This window comes from Niastella sp. sgz303648 (assembly GCF_059587045.1).
On sequence record NZ_JCAPSW010000001.1, the window covers coordinates 764,937 to 782,028 of the forward strand.

General features: G+C 42.3%; 14 protein-coding genes. 4 read left to right on the plus strand and 10 right to left on the minus strand.

Features of this window, described 5'->3' with window-relative positions; translation table 11 throughout:
• Positions 1–76: 76 nt before the first annotated feature.
• From AC59IL_RS02725 to AC59IL_RS02740, 4 genes are all read right to left on the minus strand, one after another.
• Positions 77–1,234, minus strand: a complete 1,158-nt coding sequence (locus tag AC59IL_RS02725; protein ID WP_496550538.1) for an alpha/beta fold hydrolase — start codon at positions 1,232–1,234, stop codon at positions 77–79.
• 192 nt (positions 1,235–1,426) lie between these two features.
• Positions 1,427–2,146, minus strand: a complete 720-nt coding sequence (locus AC59IL_RS02730) for an SDR family oxidoreductase (protein ID WP_496550539.1) — start codon at positions 2,144–2,146, stop codon at positions 1,427–1,429.
• Between the two features lie 67 nt (positions 2,147–2,213).
• Positions 2,214–2,603 (minus strand): helix-turn-helix domain-containing protein, encoded by a 390-nt coding sequence (locus tag AC59IL_RS02735; RefSeq protein WP_496550540.1) that lies wholly within the window; start codon positions 2,601–2,603, stop codon positions 2,214–2,216.
• Positions 2,604–2,830: 227 nt separating this feature from the next.
• On the minus strand, positions 2,831–3,388 hold the full coding sequence (locus tag AC59IL_RS02740) for a dihydrofolate reductase family protein (protein ID WP_496550541.1): 558 nt from the start codon (positions 3,386–3,388) through the stop codon (positions 2,831–2,833).
• A 125-nt stretch (positions 3,389–3,513) separates the two neighbouring features.
• On the opposite strand from AC59IL_RS02740, the gene AC59IL_RS02745 reads away from it, so the two are divergent.
• Positions 3,514–4,359, plus strand: coding sequence for an SGNH/GDSL hydrolase family protein (locus AC59IL_RS02745; protein ID WP_496550542.1), 846 nt, complete (start codon positions 3,514–3,516; stop codon positions 4,357–4,359).
• A 165-nt stretch (positions 4,360–4,524) separates the two neighbouring features.
• Here the strand turns inward: AC59IL_RS02745 and AC59IL_RS02750 are convergent, their stop codons facing one another.
• The 6 genes from AC59IL_RS02750 to AC59IL_RS02775 all read right to left on the minus strand — a co-directional run bounded on the left by AC59IL_RS02750 (position 4,525) and on the right by AC59IL_RS02775 (position 9,347).
• Positions 4,525–4,830, minus strand: a complete 306-nt coding sequence (locus AC59IL_RS02750) for a putative quinol monooxygenase (protein WP_496550543.1) — start codon at positions 4,828–4,830, stop codon at positions 4,525–4,527.
• Between the two features lie 71 nt (positions 4,831–4,901).
• Positions 4,902–5,579: a type 1 glutamine amidotransferase domain-containing protein gene (locus AC59IL_RS02755; RefSeq protein WP_496550544.1), complete on the minus strand. Its 678-nt coding sequence runs from the start codon at positions 5,577–5,579 to the stop codon at positions 4,902–4,904.
• A gap of 98 nt (positions 5,580–5,677) precedes the next feature.
• Positions 5,678–6,247 carry a Crp/Fnr family transcriptional regulator gene (locus tag AC59IL_RS02760; protein ID WP_496550545.1) on the minus strand — a complete coding sequence of 190 codons (570 nt, stop codon included), beginning with the start codon at positions 6,245–6,247 and terminating at the stop codon, positions 5,678–5,680.
• A gap of 69 nt (positions 6,248–6,316) precedes the next feature.
• Positions 6,317–8,269, minus strand: coding sequence for a KUP/HAK/KT family potassium transporter (locus AC59IL_RS02765; protein WP_496550546.1), 1,953 nt, complete (start codon positions 8,267–8,269; stop codon positions 6,317–6,319).
• Positions 8,270–8,287: 18 nt separating this feature from the next.
• On the minus strand, positions 8,288–8,560 hold the full coding sequence (locus AC59IL_RS02770; RefSeq protein ID WP_496550547.1) for a hypothetical protein: 273 nt from the start codon (positions 8,558–8,560) through the stop codon (positions 8,288–8,290).
• 328 nt (positions 8,561–8,888) lie between these two features.
• Positions 8,889–9,347 carry a hypothetical protein gene (locus AC59IL_RS02775; protein WP_496550548.1) on the minus strand — a complete coding sequence of 153 codons (459 nt, stop codon included), beginning with the start codon at positions 9,345–9,347 and terminating at the stop codon, positions 8,889–8,891.
• A 402-nt stretch (positions 9,348–9,749) separates the two neighbouring features.
• On the opposite strand from AC59IL_RS02775, the gene AC59IL_RS02780 reads away from it, so the two are divergent.
• From AC59IL_RS02780 to AC59IL_RS02790, 3 genes are all read left to right on the plus strand, one after another.
• Entirely contained in the window at positions 9,750–10,982 is a 1,233-nt protein-coding gene (locus AC59IL_RS02780) for a gliding motility protein GldB-related protein (protein WP_496550549.1), read from the plus strand.
• 692 nt (positions 10,983–11,674) lie between these two features.
• Positions 11,675–14,869 (plus strand): lantibiotic dehydratase, encoded by a 3,195-nt coding sequence (locus tag AC59IL_RS02785; protein ID WP_496550550.1) that lies wholly within the window; start codon positions 11,675–11,677, stop codon positions 14,867–14,869.
• Positions 14,869–17,088 carry a peptidase domain-containing ABC transporter gene (locus AC59IL_RS02790; protein WP_496550551.1) on the plus strand — a complete coding sequence of 740 codons (2,220 nt, stop codon included), beginning with the start codon at positions 14,869–14,871 and terminating at the stop codon, positions 17,086–17,088. Before AC59IL_RS02785 ends, AC59IL_RS02790 begins: the two co-directional genes overlap by 1 nt.
• The last annotated feature ends 4 nt before the right edge of the window (positions 17,089–17,092 follow it).

The following is a 17,092-nucleotide window of genomic DNA, read 5'->3' on the forward strand; positions in this document are numbered from 1 at the left end:
CACCCCAACCATCCCGATCTTTGTCAGGGCGCTTATTATACCAAGGCCCAGGGCGCGCAGGTGTTGCATGGCATCTTTATTGTCCCTGCAACACCTTCAGTCTTTCGACAGCGTGTTGACTTTTCGGATTCAGCTCAAGAGAACGTTTGTAATTTACAATGGCGTTAGCTTTATCTCCTGCAGCTTCATAGGCTTCGGCAAGACTATCGTAGCAATTATCACTGGTTGGGAAAAAAGTAATATTCAGTTTAAATACTTCAATGGCTTCTTTTATTTTTCCTTCCTGCAATAAAAGATATCCTCTTCTGTTGAGATCATTTTCTGAAAGATGGACTCCCTTCTTCCGTTCCTCATTGATTGCTTCAATACTGTAGGAAAGAAAGCGATTCATTATTGCATCGCCTTGCTCTCTACCCAGCGTGCCGGTATATGCTTTTACGATGGCACTAATGGCAAGGGGCGGGTTATCTCTAAAAATAAAATGCGCGCATCCATAAGCAGTAATGCCCTGACGGTTAGACTGGGCAGTTACAAATTGTCTGTGACAGGCTCTCCATCTGGTAGCACCGGCCGAATCAGGAAACGGCGGTACATTTTCCGCAACCAAATCAATGACCGGGATGGTTGCCGGGAAAGGCGTTTTTCTCATCATCGCCACTGTATTGGGGAGATTCAAACCCATGTAATATTCTGCCAGGTTAATATTTTTCATGTTTGAATAAACCTTTTTTCTTACCTGGGTGACACTATCAACATAGGCATCCTGAAACCAGCAAACATGATTGGCATCGATCAACACGGCTGCTTTTACCCTTTCAGGGTGTCTGGCAGCATAGAGCGTTGCGCAAAAGCCACCGAAGGAATGTGCTACCAGCATGACGTTTCCGTCATAGCCCAATTTTTTCAGGCCTGTTTCCAGCCCCTGAATACCTTGTAGAATTCCATGTTTGCCCAGGTCGTGGTTACTGGTATCCAGTTCGCTTTTCCCAAAACCGGCGCGGTCATAAGTAATGAGCGTTGCGTGCGTAATGTCAGCGATTGGCTTCAAAATAATATCCCAAACAGATACATCGGCTCCGGCTCCGCCTTCAAACAAGATCGGCATCCCCTTTCCTTTTATGATGTGAAAATAGAGCCGGTATCCACCAACATCTATTAAGGTATCAATAGTTTCGCATCTGCCTGAATTGGCCATTAATCCCAAAAATGCAAGTATCGTAAAGAGATTTTTCATAATTTTTAAGGTTTGTACAATCATATGACCTAGACGCATAATCGAGAAAAATCCATAACAATAGAAAAACGGCAGTCCCGGCACACATAAGAAAAGGCTTTAAGTCGTTGAACTTAAAGCCTTTTTATTTTGCACTAACAGCAAAAAACATCCAGCCATGTTATTGCAAATGCCCTTGTTGGCGATAGTTTTTTACCAGGCAAATTCGCCTTCTTTCCAGAAAAACTTCCCTGTTGGGGCATCATTGCCTACAGTTGCACATTTTACAATTATACCAACAGCTTCTTCTACGGTTTGCGTGCCCTGATATTGATTGAGGTTTGTTGCTGTGTAGCCCGGCTCAACACTGTTTATTTTGAAATTTGTATTCCGAAATTCCTTCGCTAAACTTACGGTAAAGGCATTTAATGCTGTTTTGGAAGAACTGTAAGCATAAAATTCAAAATCATGAGAATTACTAAAATTGAGAGAACCTAATCCGCTTGAAACATTTACAATGCGTGGTTCGGCAGATTTTTTTAGTAAATCAATAAACTGTTGTGTTGTTTGCACCGCTCCGAAAAAATTAGTTTCAAACACTTTCCGCAAATTTTCAATATCGTATGTGGACATATTTTGAGGTATTAGTCCCCCTGAGATGCCTGCATTATTGATTAACACATCTAATTGTTGTGTTTTCACTTCTAATCCCTGCTTTGCCGATTTTATTGAATTGATGTCGGTTACGTCTATTTCAATAAATTCCACATTATTAAGTCCTGATTCATTTAATTTTTGTTTTGCCGCAATTCCTTTGGCTTTATCACGACTTCCAATGTAAACGTAATAACCAAGTTCGGCTAATTGTTTGGCTGTTTCAAATCCAAGTCCCTGGTTTGCGCCTGTAATCAGGACTGTCTTTTTTGTTGTCATAATTTTATCATTTAATTGATGACAAAACTAGAAAGCCCTGAGGGAAATGAATGGTGAGGTATTCTGGTTAAATGGTGAGGTGTTCTGTTTTTGATTTTCTGTATTGAGAGGGCGTTAATCCTGTATAATTCTTAAAGAATTTGGTAAAATTAGATGGGTCGTAATCTAAAGTTCTTGCGATTTCGTTGACTGGCTTGTTTGAATTTTCAAGCATTTCTTTGGCAATTGCTACTAATTTGTTCTCATAGATTTCGCAAGGCGATTTGCCTAACACTTCGCTTACTGTGTCGCTCATATGATTAGGGGCAATAAACAATCGTTCTGCAATTTCATTGAGTTCAATCGATTTTTCTACTTGTCCCGTTTTCAATTCGGTTAAATGTTTGTCAAGCTCAAACAAAAATTGATTCGCTATTTCTATTTTTCTGTTTGAGAAATTTCTTTCTTTATGCCCCATTTATCTAATTTAAAAGTATCACTCTAAAATTACCGATCGGTTTTGAGATTACAAAAAATTGGTAAAATAAACGAGAGTATATTCTTCAATGTTATCTAAATGTTTTAAAAGTTGATAGTCATTGGTTTAAGCCTGAAAATGTTTTTTAGATCCACCATTTCCCGGTTCGATAATTCTCCAATCCGGGGCACGAGGGCGGAATATCGCTCCTGTCGCAAATTTTTCTGTCATTGTTTCAGGTAACGAAGCGCAACGCATCCTGATTTAAAAATCTTTGACTCAACAAGTCTTAATGGCAATCCCTCCTGAAGGCTAATACCTTCTAACAACCGTCTCCCTTCTCCTACAACTATTGGTTGAACAACAATACGATATTCATCAACCAAACCAAGCTCTATAAGTTGTGAAGGAAGGCTTACACCACCGGTTAAAATATTTTTGCCTTGTTCATGCTTCAATGCAAGTATTTCGTCTTTAAGGTTCGTACGAACAATTTTTGTATTTTTTCCTTCAGCCTTATCTAACGATTGCGAGAAAACAATTTTATTGATGGAGTCAAATGCTTGGGCAAATTCGTTCATTTCTTTTGTTTGTCCGGAAAGGTTTTTTGCGACATCGGGCCAAAAAGGAACCATCAATTGATAGGTTTTACGTCCATACACGAGCAGGTCAACATCCCGCATGAGGTGCGTAAAATATTCATATATTTCTTCATCACCTTTTAATTTGGTGTGGTCACAGCAACCATCTATGGTAATGTTGATGGCGTAGATTACATTTCTCATTTGATTGCTTTTAATTTTGATTTCCCCCAAATTAGTATTTTTTTTAAGGTAAGTATATTATAAAGGCCGCAGAAACTGCGGCCTTTCTTTTTTATCTTAGTCGCCCTATGCATATAAAAACATTCATGACCATACACCGTGTTTCCCTTTTATTTATAATTGGAATATGGTTGCTTTCTTCCTTTACTGAAAAGGAAATAGTTTGGGTAGCTATTGGTGATTCTATCACCTACCTGAACGATCACGCGGATGAAACCGGGAATCGTGTTTCCAAAGGGTATTTAAGCCGCGTAGTTGCTGAATTGCCCAACCTACGTTATATCAATCAGGGACATAACGGCTGGAAGTCGAGTGATATAGCAAATAACATCGGGCGTTTGGGGCTGGTGAAAGCAGATGTATACACCGTATTCTTAGGCACCAACGACTGGTGGGGAGGCCGGCCTGTAGGGAGCATCGATGATTATAAAAATAATACAGGTGCTAATTCTGTATTCGGCTCATTCAGGATCATCATCGATAAGATACGCCAGTTAAACCCGGAGGCGAAAATAGTGCTCATTACTCCTATGCAGCGTAATGATTTTGTTTATTTGTTGAATGCCACTAATAACGCGCATGGGTCGTACAAAACTAAAAACGGGCAATCACTGGAAGTATTTGCCAACGCAGTGATCGCTATTGGAAAAGTTGAAAATATACCAGTTATCGACCTTTACCACGATCCGCGGCTTGACCTGAAGCACATGGTTAACTTCAAGCGTTTAAAAAATCCCCGAACTGGTAAATATGTAAATTATCGTTACCCCCAATTCACCAAAATACCATTTGATCCCCAAAACGACGAATATCCATATCCACCCACAGCAATAAATATTACTTATGATGGATTACATCCATCAGATAAAGGAAATGCGATCATTGCGGAAAAAGTAATAAATACATTCAGACAGGTTGGGGTTACGGAATAACGGTAAAGTCAGATGTCACAAACAACCCTCTATTTTGTCCTATACAGTCAATTGTATTGAAGCACTTGCAAAATCAACGGCTGACAAAGTGTTTATTTCCAACAAAATTCCTGAATGCAGCACATCCGCCAGCTGGGCGGATGTGCTGGTGCCGGCAAGCGAAGCCTAATCAACATTAAGTTGCGAAGCCAGATTAACTTCCCGGTTCTGCAGCATGGGAACAATTTGACCAATAACCAGGTTTTGAAAATAAACCGAATTGCGGTGTTCTTCAACCGCAGATTCATTTGTATAACCCTCAAACAATATCAGCGTATTTGGATCCGAATTGCTTTGGTAAGATGTATAAAATAAATTCCCTTTCTCTTCGATGCTTTTCTTTGTAACTTCTGCAAGCAGGCTCAACACGGCACCCAATTGTCCTTCTTTAACCTGCCATTTGGCAAATGTGTAAACAGGTTTCTGACTCATTTTTTAATGTTTGTCTGTATTAATGATTACGTTGGCCCTCCTAAAATGAAAGGAGCAATATAATGGGCGAATTATGCTTTAGATTCTAAAACAGATACTATCTTTTGGCCTACTCCTTTTGCTGAAGCAGGGTTTTGACCGGTTACAATGTTGCCATCTGCAATGCTATTAGCAGACCATGGATCTGCAGCGTGGAATATTGCACCCTGACTGGTAAGTGCTGTTTGCAAATCAAAAGGCACATCGGCTCGCGCATAATTATCCTCCTCGACAGTAGTAAAAGAAGCGATGTTCTTGCCGTTCACCAGATAAGAACCGTCACTCAATTTTACATTCAACAATGAAACCGGACCATGACAAACGGCTCCCACAACGGCATTGCGTTCATAGATTTCTGCAATGACTTTTTTAAGCAGCGGGGCTTCCGGCATATCTACCATCGGGGCAAGACCCCCGGGTACAAAAACGGCATCGTATGCGCTTACGTCTACGTTTGAAAGTTTTGCCGCGATTTGCATATCAGCCCATCCTTTTCCTGTTAAAAACTTCAGACTGTCAGGATCATCTGCCAGGTTAAGTCCATCTAAATAAGGGGTATCGCCTGATAAACTGGCAAAGTCAATCTGGTAACCCGCTTTGTTGAATTCGGTATAAGGATGAGCTACTTCAGGCAGAAATGTTCCTGTTCTTCTTTTGTTTGGACCAATCGTATTGGCATTCGAAACAATGATTAAAATTTTCTTTTTCATAAGTCAAAATTACCAGGCTGAGATACGATTGGAGAAGGAACGAAATCACTATTAAAGTGTGATTTGAATCACATTTTTTTGACCTTAGAAAACTTTTCTTATTTGTTATTGGAATATAATCTGCTCAGCGTTTCCCGGCTAACTCCCAGGAATTCTGCAATCAACTTTTTGGGTATTCGCTGTAATAAATCAGGATACAATTTTGAAAACTCTTCGTAACGCTGCTGTGGTGTGCTTGAAAGTAACAATTTTATTCTTTGCTGCAGGGCCAGATAACCATTGGTGAGTTTTACACTGAAAAAGTGCTCCATTTTATGAAGGTCTGCAGATAATTTTTCCCTTGCGGAAAGTGTTGAATATAGCACCTCTCCATCTTCTATACATTCAATAAACATACTTGCATTCGTTTGCTTAAAAAATGCGTAGTAATCAGACATCCACCAGTTTTCCCTGGCAAACTGCACAATGTATTCTTTACCTTGCTCGTTAACAAAAAAAACCTTATATATTCCTGATAAAACCAGGTATTCATATTTTACTTCATCTCCGTCATGAATAAGGTATTGGTTTTTTCTCACTTTTCTTAATGAAAAAAAAGTTTTGACATATTCAAATTCCTCATCATTTAAAGGAGTTATCTGCTCAATATGTTGTCTTAATTTTTCCATTTATATGTTATAAAAGCCTTATCCGGTCTTTGATAAACGTTTAGTTTATTTAGTAAAAATACAACGGAATTAAATTCTTTTTAACCCCAGTTCCGGAATAGGTGAAACCATCAATGGAAATTGCTCAACTGTTAAGCTGGAGGGGTCTAATCCAAATCCTCTTTCTTCTGATAAACTCATTTTTTTAAGCCGGAAATAGAATTTCATAATCAGGCGTTCAATAATCTGCAATTCATTGTCACTGCTCAAATATTTTTCCATTACAATGAAATGAAAATCTCCGATTGCATTTCTTCTATCAGTAGCATCATAACTGCTTTGAATGTTTATTTCTTTATTTTTTATCAATTCTGCTACGACCTGGCGAAACATTAAATTTATCTCGGGATCTATTCGAAATCCTAAACTGAACTCAACCCGTATCATCCCATTAGGTATTATATGTGTTACCTTATAGTCCATTCTGTAAGGATCATCTGTGGTATGAATATGTACAAGCCAATAAACATCCGCCCGTTTTGGATTTTTGCTAAATATGGAATACACAATTTTATGCTCAATCTCCTTCCGATTTTCGGAGCCTGTAAGGTAAACAAGATGATTGGTATATTTTGGAATTGACCTGTCGCGGCTTAACGATTGAATCATCGGGATATAGTCTTCTAAACGAACCAGTTCAACATAACGATTTTTGATTTTCTTTGCCCTATACCATGTATACATTACACCGATAATGCCAATCTCAAAAATTAAAAACATCCATCTTTGTTTGATTTTAGCAACATTGGCAATAAAGAAAGATAGTTCGACTGTTAAAAAAATCAATAGTACAATACTTATTATAATTATATACCACTTCTTTATAAACTTCATGTAATAAAACATCAATAAAGTGGTCATCAGCATGGCAATGGTTATGGAAAAACCATAGGCAGCTTCCATATGACTCGACTCTCTGAAATAAAGCATTACAGCAACACATCCTACCCATAAAATCCAGTTTATACTTGGAATATAAATCTGGCCACGTATGTCGGTGGGAAATTTTACTTTTATTTTTGGCCAGAAAACCAACCGCATGGCTTCATTTATTAAAGTAAACGAGCCACTAATTAATGCCTGACTGGCAATAATGGTTGCAGCGGTTGAAATAATAATGCCAATGACAAGGAATGAATGAGGCATTATTTCATAAAAGGGATTCAAATCATCCAGGGAAGATTTTCCACGAAGCAAAACCCATGCTCCCTGTCCAAAGTAGCTGAGAAGCAATGTGGTTTTTACAAAAATCCAACTGACCTGAATATTTTTTTTTCCGCAATGACCTAAATCTGAGTATAACGCTTCTGCACCGGTAGTACAAAGAAAAATGGCCCCCAATAACCAAAACCCATTGGGATAATGTACAAGCAAATTATACCCATACATGGGATTAATGGCCTTTAATATCTGCGGATAATGAATTACCTGGTTCAAACCTAAAACGCCTATCATTGTAAACCAAATCATCATGATTGGTCCAAATGAACTACCGATTACTTTGGTTCCAAACTGCTGAAAGAAAAACAGGATCGATATAATTCCAATGATAATACTGACTACTAAAGTATTTCCGGGTACAATAATTTTTTCTAACCCGCTTACCCCATTAAGTCCTTCGATGGCTGAGGAAACAGAAATAGGTGGTGTAATTATTCCATCGGCCAATAACGTACCGGCGCCTATAATGGCTGGTAAATATAACCAACGACGATACCGTCGTACCAATGCAAATAATGAAAAAATGCCACCTTCGCCTCTGTTATCTGCCTGCAGCGTGAGAAGTATATATTTAAAGGTTGTTTGCAGTGTAAGGGTCCATAAAACACAGGATATTCCACCATATACTAATTCTTCTGTAATTTGTCGGGTTCCTATTATAGACTTTACTACATAAAGAGGTGATGTTCCTATATCTCCGTAAATTATTCCTAAAGTAACTAAGAGGCCGGCTACGGATAATTTATCTATTTGTTTACTCAAAGCAGAAAGTATAAAATTTTACTTAAAAAGTAGTTTGAATTTCACCCATACCATATACGCCAGGGAAAGCGCCAGAACCCATGCCAGGACTATTACTATAATGTCTTTAATATTATATTTCCATTTTTGCATATGGTTTTTCCTGAACATAAGTTCCCCACCCCAAAGCACCAAATGTGTGCCTGGAAGAGATGAACTGCGGAAATATGAAGCAGAATGCAGGCCGGGAGAGCGTTGCAGGAGTTTTAGCATTTGAAATCCGGAAAATTGATAAAAGAAAAACCTTTCCATTTTGGTAGGGTGCATTTTCAAAATGAAAGGTTCCTATCGTAATGCACACTTTTCCCCCTTCGAAAAACAGATAATCGTATCGTACAATTTTCAATATATGCTGTGAGGAAAATATCAATTAATTCTCCAATGCGGGGCACGCCGGGACGTGGCAAAGGTCAACATTCCTCTGCCGGTGTGTTCATTTTGGTAAAATCCGAAAACTCAGGAGCGGAAGAATTTTAATAAAAAGGGCTTGAAGATACCCGGGGCGAAAAAGAGCCGGGCAACAATAAAAGACAGCAGGTGCAGAATCATACAAAAGGGATATCTTTTAACATCTTCCCTATCAGTATCGCTTATTATTTCTAAACACAGGAGAATTAGCCGGAGCATAAAAAGGTGAATAACCATTGTAGCTGCCTCTGCTTACGCCAATGCTACCGGAAATGGAAAATGTTCTTTCGTCGTTGATATACATCAGGCCCATTTGGGCAGTTGTATAAGCGCCAAAGTTGTTGGCGTTCATAAAACTATTGCTCTTGTTAATCGCCGGTTGATAAAAAGCACTGTTGTAATGGAAAAAAGATGGTGCCACAGAAACGCCCGCAAAGGCGTATACATTATTTGTTAATTGCCGGTTAACCTGTACCCCCACCGGTGCCGATAAAAAGGTGCCACTTCCTCCATTAAAAGCAACAAAGCCTGATGAAATGCCGGCATATTTCGTGACAAACCACTTCTTTCGAAGGTTATTGGTGTCGGCCACCTGGTTAAAGTGTCTGAAGGCAGGTTGCATGCCATTCATAGATCCAAAAGATAAAGGTGACTGTGCCTTTACAGCTAGAGCGGATATTAAAATCGCGGCAAAAAGGATTGTCCGTATCATTTCCATAAAGATAAGGTTCCTTTTTTATAAATTTCGTTAACATATGTCTTAATATATCATCCCAGGTAAAAGCAGCCATGGCAGCATTTCTCCTGTTGACTTGCTGAAATATTAAATATGAAGCATCGCTCACATTGGGAGGCTTACCAGGAAGCTATATCAGGCATCAACTTTTAAAATCAACCGGCACCTGACTTAAGCAGTCTCATAGCTTTTTAGTTACATTTGCAAAAGCAACTGATCGTTACCGGTATATCAAATAGCCCTACGGGTGACGACTGAAAATGCTCAAAAATTATTCGGAATCAAATAATCCTGACCATGAGAAGATATTTTTTTTTAATCCTCTTATCGATGATACAGGGAATAGTATCCCTGGCACAAAGTACGGCCGACAGCCTTTACCAGGCGAAAAATTACCCGGTGGCGGGCTATTATTACATAGAATCGGCCCGGCATGCAGAATTCAAAGCGCTCCGATCGGGGTCCTACTACAACGCAGCTTGCTGCTATGCCCTGGCCGGAAAAACCGATAGCGCCATGGTACTGCTTCGCTTAGCCATTGCTTCCGGCTTTAAGAATAGCGCGCAACTGAAGGGGGACACGGACCTTAGCTCACTACATGCCTTACCTGAATGGGCGCAAATCGTCGCAGGCCTGGAAAAGATATCCCTGGGCACCCATGATCCAACCCAGGCCAGGCTCATTACAAAAGATGTCGCTAACTTCTGGAAAACTTACGACATCGCTCAGGCAGACACGGCTCACCGGGCCGACATTTATCGTCAATACTACCTGAATAAGGGCACAGATGGCCTGCAGGACTATTTTGCTCTCAAGATAGGCAGCATCAAATACTTTGTTGAATCACATGACAGGAAGCGGGAATTCTATGCAGCCATCAGGAAGAATACAATTAAGGTGGAAAGTCTGAAACCAGTGATGATCAGCAGCTTTGTGAAGCTAAAGGAAAATTATCCGGAAGCTTATTTCCCGGATATCTACTTCGTCATCGGGGCGTTCACTTCCGGGGGTACAGCCAGCGATAATGGTCTGCTGATAGGCCTCGACCAGGCTGTACGCTCATCAGATATTCCTCTGGGTGAGCTGACTTTGTGGGAACGCAATAATTTTCAGGAGTTAGACAGACTACCGAACATGGTTGCCCATGAACTGATCCACTTCAACCAGAACGGGATAAAAAGAGACACAACGCTGCTGTGCGCGGCTCTGGTAGAAGGCATGGCTGACTTTCTCGGAGAATTGATATCGGGTCATACTGCTAATGAGCGGCTGCATACCTGGGCAAAGGGCCGGGGAAAAAAGATATGGGAAGACTTTGAAAAAGAAATGTATCTGGACAGGGCCGGCAACTGGATCGCCAACGCCAGGCAGGAAACCGCCGACAAGCCCGCCGACCTGGGCTATTGGGTAGGTTATCAAATCTGCAAGGCCTATTATGATCAAAGCTCCGACAAGAAAGCGGCGATCCGGGATATGCTTAATTTCAGGGACAGTAAAGAATTTTACAAAAAGAGTGGAGTGACTTTTTAGCGATCGCTGTATCGAATCGTGTTTTCTTTTAATTTAATCCCGATTGTTTGTTGCTGCTTTAAATGTTATTCTATTATAAACATTCAGGACAAGTCTATAAAAAATCCATAACACAGAATAAGCAATCAATCCTTTGAGGTTATATTTTACGTCTTCAGGATCATAGCGTCCGTGTATTCGAACATGATAGAATTTGTTTGAATATTCCTGTGCATACTCTATTGAAATACTGAAGAGGTACAGTATAACAAAAATAAGAATGTGTATGGTAAATTTTCCGTTTGTGAAGAGCACATTCAGAAAGCCTGCTGCGAGAAAATAAAATGTGGCGTGTAATTCCTTGTCATAATGCCTGAAACCTGAGGGAAGTTTTACCATGAATCCCACGATAGACGCAATCAGGCAAATAAAAACCAAAACCGCCTTTACCCAATTATTTAATTTTAATTTCATTAGTTGCTGTCAGGTATTGATAAGCGAATGTAATATCCTTTTTTCGAATAGTTGCGTGTAAAACATATTCTGCTAACAGCTCCGCATTCCTACAATTTTCACGTTTATACTCATTTTAAAATGTTTCATGCACACTTATCGGCTAAAATGACACATCTATTTCCAAAAACGCACGCTTATTAAATGGTGGGATGAAGTTTCAACTGATTCATTAGCTTCATCTTCAATTGCATTATCCAGTGATAAAAAATACCATATCCATAACACATGAGCAGGAATATGACCATCATAATTTTTATCTCCTCAGAACTCCCTGTTTTCCGATAAACTACCTCGAGCGCCTGACCGATCTGGCCGCAGTGGGAAAGGAAGAAAATAACCTTTTCTCCGACCCGCTGTTCCTGGAAGCGTTATTCCTGGGTTCTCACGAGTTGTACACGCAATATCTGAAATACCTCGATGGCCGCCGGGCTGCCGACAGGGTCAACAGCAAGCTGCTCCATGGCATTGAGCGGTATTTTATTCGCATGTGTTCCCGGTGTACGCCTTATGGTATGTTTGCAGGCTATAAGGCCGGACGGCTGGGCTCAACAACATCCATCTCCCTGGGACAGCGGGACAATCACAGGCGGCATATTCACCTGGATGTGCACTATCTTACCGGCCTTGCCCGCCATCTTCAGGAATTGCCTGGCATAAAAGAGCATATCAGGTTTTATCCAAACAATAGCTTGTACAAGGTAGGCGACAGGCTCAGATATGTTGAATCTTCAGGCGTCGGGGCAGCCATGAGCTACCGGATTTCTGCTGTCGACAGTTCGGAGTACATCAACGCCATTCTGGCCAAAGCTGAGCAGGGAGCCTGCCTGAAACAGCTTATAAACACGATAACCAGCGAAGACATTGATGTTGACCAGGCAAGCGGCTTCCTCGATCTTTTGATCAGCAACAATTTGTTGGTCAGTGAGCTTGAACCCGCCATATCAGGTGGAGATGTTTTTGGAAATATGCTGGCCGCACTGTCTTCCCTGCCGGAAGATAACGAAGTACTTATGATCCTTCGGAAAGTTGCGGTGCTTTTGAAAAGCGGGGAGCCGGGTACCGGACTGTATGAAAAAATAGCACGCTTGCTAAAATCCATCTACCCCGAAACACCGGTAAAGAACCTCGCTCACACCGACCTGGAGCTTAGAGGCGGTGACGCTATGCTCAATGAAGCGGTGGTTCGCGATATACAGGCCCATTTTTCTGCTTTGCAGCCTTTATTCCTGCTCAGGGGCAACGAACAACTTAAAAAGTGGCAGCAGTCTTTTAATGAGAAATATGAAGACAGGGAAATACCGCTGATCGAAGTGCTGGACCCGGAACTGGGCTTAGGTTATGATGATTATGAAGAAGACACTCTTACCGACCTGCCCCTGCTGGCAAACCTCACGCTTAACGGCAAGCAATCAGCGCAGCAGATCAACTGGTCAAGACAGCTTAAATGGAAGAACAAAAAACTGAAAGAAGCACTCTTTTATAAAAAAGACTTTGTCATAACAGACGAAGATATTTTGAAAAATGGCTTCTTCGACATTAAGCTAAAAGCGCCAGAAAGCCGTTATGTTATGGGCAGCATACTGGCCGGCAGCAATGCGGATGTAGATAGCGGCAATTACATTTTTTCGCTCGACACCTTTTCTACTCCCGGCAGCATCAACCTCATATCGCGCTTCAGCAATGGCGACCCTTTCCTTACCGGCAAATTAAAAGAATGCGTTGAACGCGAAGAAGCACAACATCCTGAAAAAATATACGCTGAGATCATTCATCTTCCTGAATCAAGGGCTGGTAATTTATTATGCCGACCGCCCTTCAGGCAATACGAGATCGCTTATCTGGCAAAGCCATCCGTAAATCCCGAAAACCAGATCCCCGTTACCGACCTGATGGTGAGCTGCAGGGGCGATAAGGTGGTATTGCGGTCAAAAAAGCTGAACAAGGAAATAGTTCCCCGGCTAAGCACGTCGCACAACTTTAACAAGACCAGCCTGCCGGTGTACAAATTCCTTTGCGATCTGCAGCTTCAGTATGCCAATACGGCTATCGTGTGGGATTGGGACATCTTCAGGGAAGACAGTTATTTACCGAGGGTCATTTATAAAAATATTCTCTTACATCCCGCTACCTGGAACATCGACTATGATGAGCTGGCCCTTGCAGATGGTGCCGGCACAGCGGCCACGGAGATGACGAAGGAGGATCTTTTGAGGATGTACGGACAGATGCGGGAGCAATTAAACATCCCTTCCAAAGTGATCATTACGGACAATGACCAGAAATTGTTCATTGATATGGAAGACGAAGGCTATTTGCGGCTATTCCATAATTATTTCAGGAAGCACCGGCGGCTCAGACTGCAGGAATTCCTTTTCACGCCTGAAAATTGCTTTGTTACAGGCGAAGGAGGAAAATATGCTAATGAGGTGATTATCCCTCTTACAAAAAAACAGGTTGAAAAAAAGCCGCAGCGAACAAACAACCTCTTTCCGCGACCGGGCGCGGAGGATACCCGGCGCGAATTTACATTGGGTAGTGAATGGCTGTATTGCAAGCTTTATGCAGGGACAGGCGCGAGGGAGCATATCCTGAAGCAATGCATTGCTCCATTGGCGGTAGCCCTTAAGGAAAAGGGGCTTATTGAAAAATGGTTTTTTATTCGCTATACCGACCCCAAACCCCATCTAAGGGTCAGGTTCTTCCATTCTTCAAATAAAAATTTCTGGAAAGAAACCATCGATAACATCAATTCGGCCATTGCCGGCTATAGTGGCCCGGGCGTCATAGAAAAGGTGCAGTACGATACATACGAACGTGAACTGGCGAGGTATGAACGTGATAAAATAGCGTTGAGCGAATCCCTGTTTTACCACGACAGCGAAGCGGTTGTTCATTTCATTGGATTATTGGATGAGGTGGCTGAGAGCGAAACACTGAGATGGTTGATGGCCCTGCGCAATATCGATATGCTGCTTTCCGACTTTGGGTTCCCGTTAGAACGAAAACACGAGCTGTTGCAGTTGTTAAAAAATGCTTTTATCAGGGAATTCAATGTCGGCAAGCCTGGCCTTTTGCAGTTAGACCAAATGTATAGAGCGGAATCGAAAAGGATACTGCGATTTCTTGACGACGGGAATGACGATGCAAATGGAATTGGACCATTGGTGTCGGTTTTCCACGAAAGGTCCCAAAGGAATAAAAGCATCATTGAAAAGCTGTCGGGGCACAACGGGGAACAGAGCAACATCAACCTGTTCTTCCTGGCGGATAGTCATGTGCATATGGCCTTGAACAGAATGCTCGTTTCGGATCACCGGAAGCAGGAGATGGTGCTTTATTATTTACTGACGAGGTACTATGAATCCCGGCTGGGGTTTATAAAATTTAATTAATGAAGAGATTCCCGGTATACAGGCAATTGGATAGAATGGACTGCGGGCCTACCTGTTTGAGAATGATCGCTCAACATTATGGCAGGCATTATACCCTCGAATACCTGCGGCAGCTGTGCGCCGTTCGGATGGACGGCGTATCACTGCATGGCATAAGCGAGGCGGCAGAAAAGATTGGCTTCAGGGCCACAGGGGTCAAGGCATCCTTCGATCAGTTAAACGACGAAATACCCCTACCCTGCATTCTTCACTGGGACCAGCAACATTTTGTGGTGGTGCCGCCCCAAAATTATTCGGGAAAAAAGGGTGAGAAGATCACGGTCATCGACCCGGCCTATGGCACCCGTAAGCTTGGCAAAAAGACTTTCCTCGATAGCTGGATCAGCACTTCTGAAAATAAAGGCGTTGCGCTGGTACTGGAGGCTACTCCCTCGTTCTTTGCCGCCGATGGCCAGGTAAGTAAAAACCCGGGCTTTCGTTTTCTGGTGCAATACCTGCGCCCTTATAAAAAGTTTATTTTCCAGCTCATACTGGGAATGCTGCTCGGCAGCCTCATTTCACTCACACTGCCTTTCCTTACTCAAAGCCTCGTAGATTACGGCATCGGGCACCATAACGTCAATTTTATAACCGTTGTTCTTTTGTCGCAATTGGCGCTTTTCACCGGCAGCATGGCGCTTAATCTTATCAGAAGCTGGATCCTGCTGCATATGAACACGAGGATCAGTGTGTCGATCATCTCAGATTTCCTCATGCGGCTGATGAAGCTGCCGATACGATTCTTCGACTCCAAATCGATCGGGGATATTTCGCAGCGTATTGCTGACCACGACAGGATCGAGCGTTTCCTCGCAACCAATACCCTGAATACCCTTTTCTCTTTTATAAGCCTGTTGGCCTTCAGCGTAGTGCTGTATATATATAATGTAAAGCTGTTGCTTGTTTTCCTGGCAGGCACCCTTCTTTCCGTAGTCTGGATATGGCTGTTCATGAAAAAGAGGATCCAACTGGACTATGAACGTTTCCGGAAGTTGTCTGAAAACCAAAATCATCTTTACGAGCTGATCACAGGAATGCAGGAAGTGAAACTGAATAGCGCTGAGCGGTATAAAAGATCACAATGGGAAAAGATACAGGCCGGACTCTTTCACGTCACCACGAGGAGCCTTGCGCTGGGACAATACCAGCAAACAGGCAACCTGTTTTTCAACCAGCTGAAGAATATCCTTATCTCTTATCTCTCTGCCCGGGAGGTGCTCAATGGGAATATGACACTGGGCATGATGCTGAGCGTTAGCTATATCATAGGTCAGATGAACAGCCCCATCGAGCAATTGCTCGAATTTATCAGGTCGGCGCAGGATGCGAGGGTAAGTCTGGAAAGGCTGGCCGAGATCAGCACCTGGGAAACGGAAGAGCAAAAAATGAGGCCCGGAACAACTAACGGGCATGCGACATCGTATGTACCTGTGCCGGAACGGGGCGACATTGTGCTGGATAATGTTTCTTTCCGGTATGGCGGCAGCGATAGTCCCTATGTGTTGAAGCACGTAAGTTTTACTATCGAAGAAGGGAAGGTAACAGCCATCGTGGGCACCAGCGGCAGCGGCAAAACAACATTGATGAAAATGTTGCTTAAATTTTACGAGCCTCACGAAGGCCGGATATCAATAGGCCCTGTTGACCTTTCAGCCCTTTCACCGGGGCAATGGCGCGATCAGTTCGGCGTAGTGATGCAGGAGGGCGTCGTCTTTTCAGACAGCATCGCACATAATATCGCTTTCGGGCAGGATGTGATCGAAGACAAAAAGATGCGCGAGGCCGTGAGGATATCGAATATCGGCGAATTCATTGATGAGCAACCGTTAGGCTATACCACCAAAATAGGCAACTCGGGCAATGGCATCAGCACCGGACAAAAGCAACGGTTCCTCATTGCCAGGTCAGTGTACAGGAACCCGCGCTTCGTTTATTTCGACGAGGCCACCAGCGCCCTCGACGCCAACAACGAGCGAACGATCATGGGCAATCTCAACGAGTATTTCAGGAGTCGCACCGTCGTCATTGTTGCACACCGGCTCAGCACTGTAAAGAATGCGGATAAGATCATTGTGCTGGAGCATGGAAAGATCGTGGAAGAAGGCGATCATTTATCCCTGCTGAAACGAAAAGGAAAATATTTTGAACTGGTCAAAAACCAGCTTGAGCTGGGAGAATAGAATA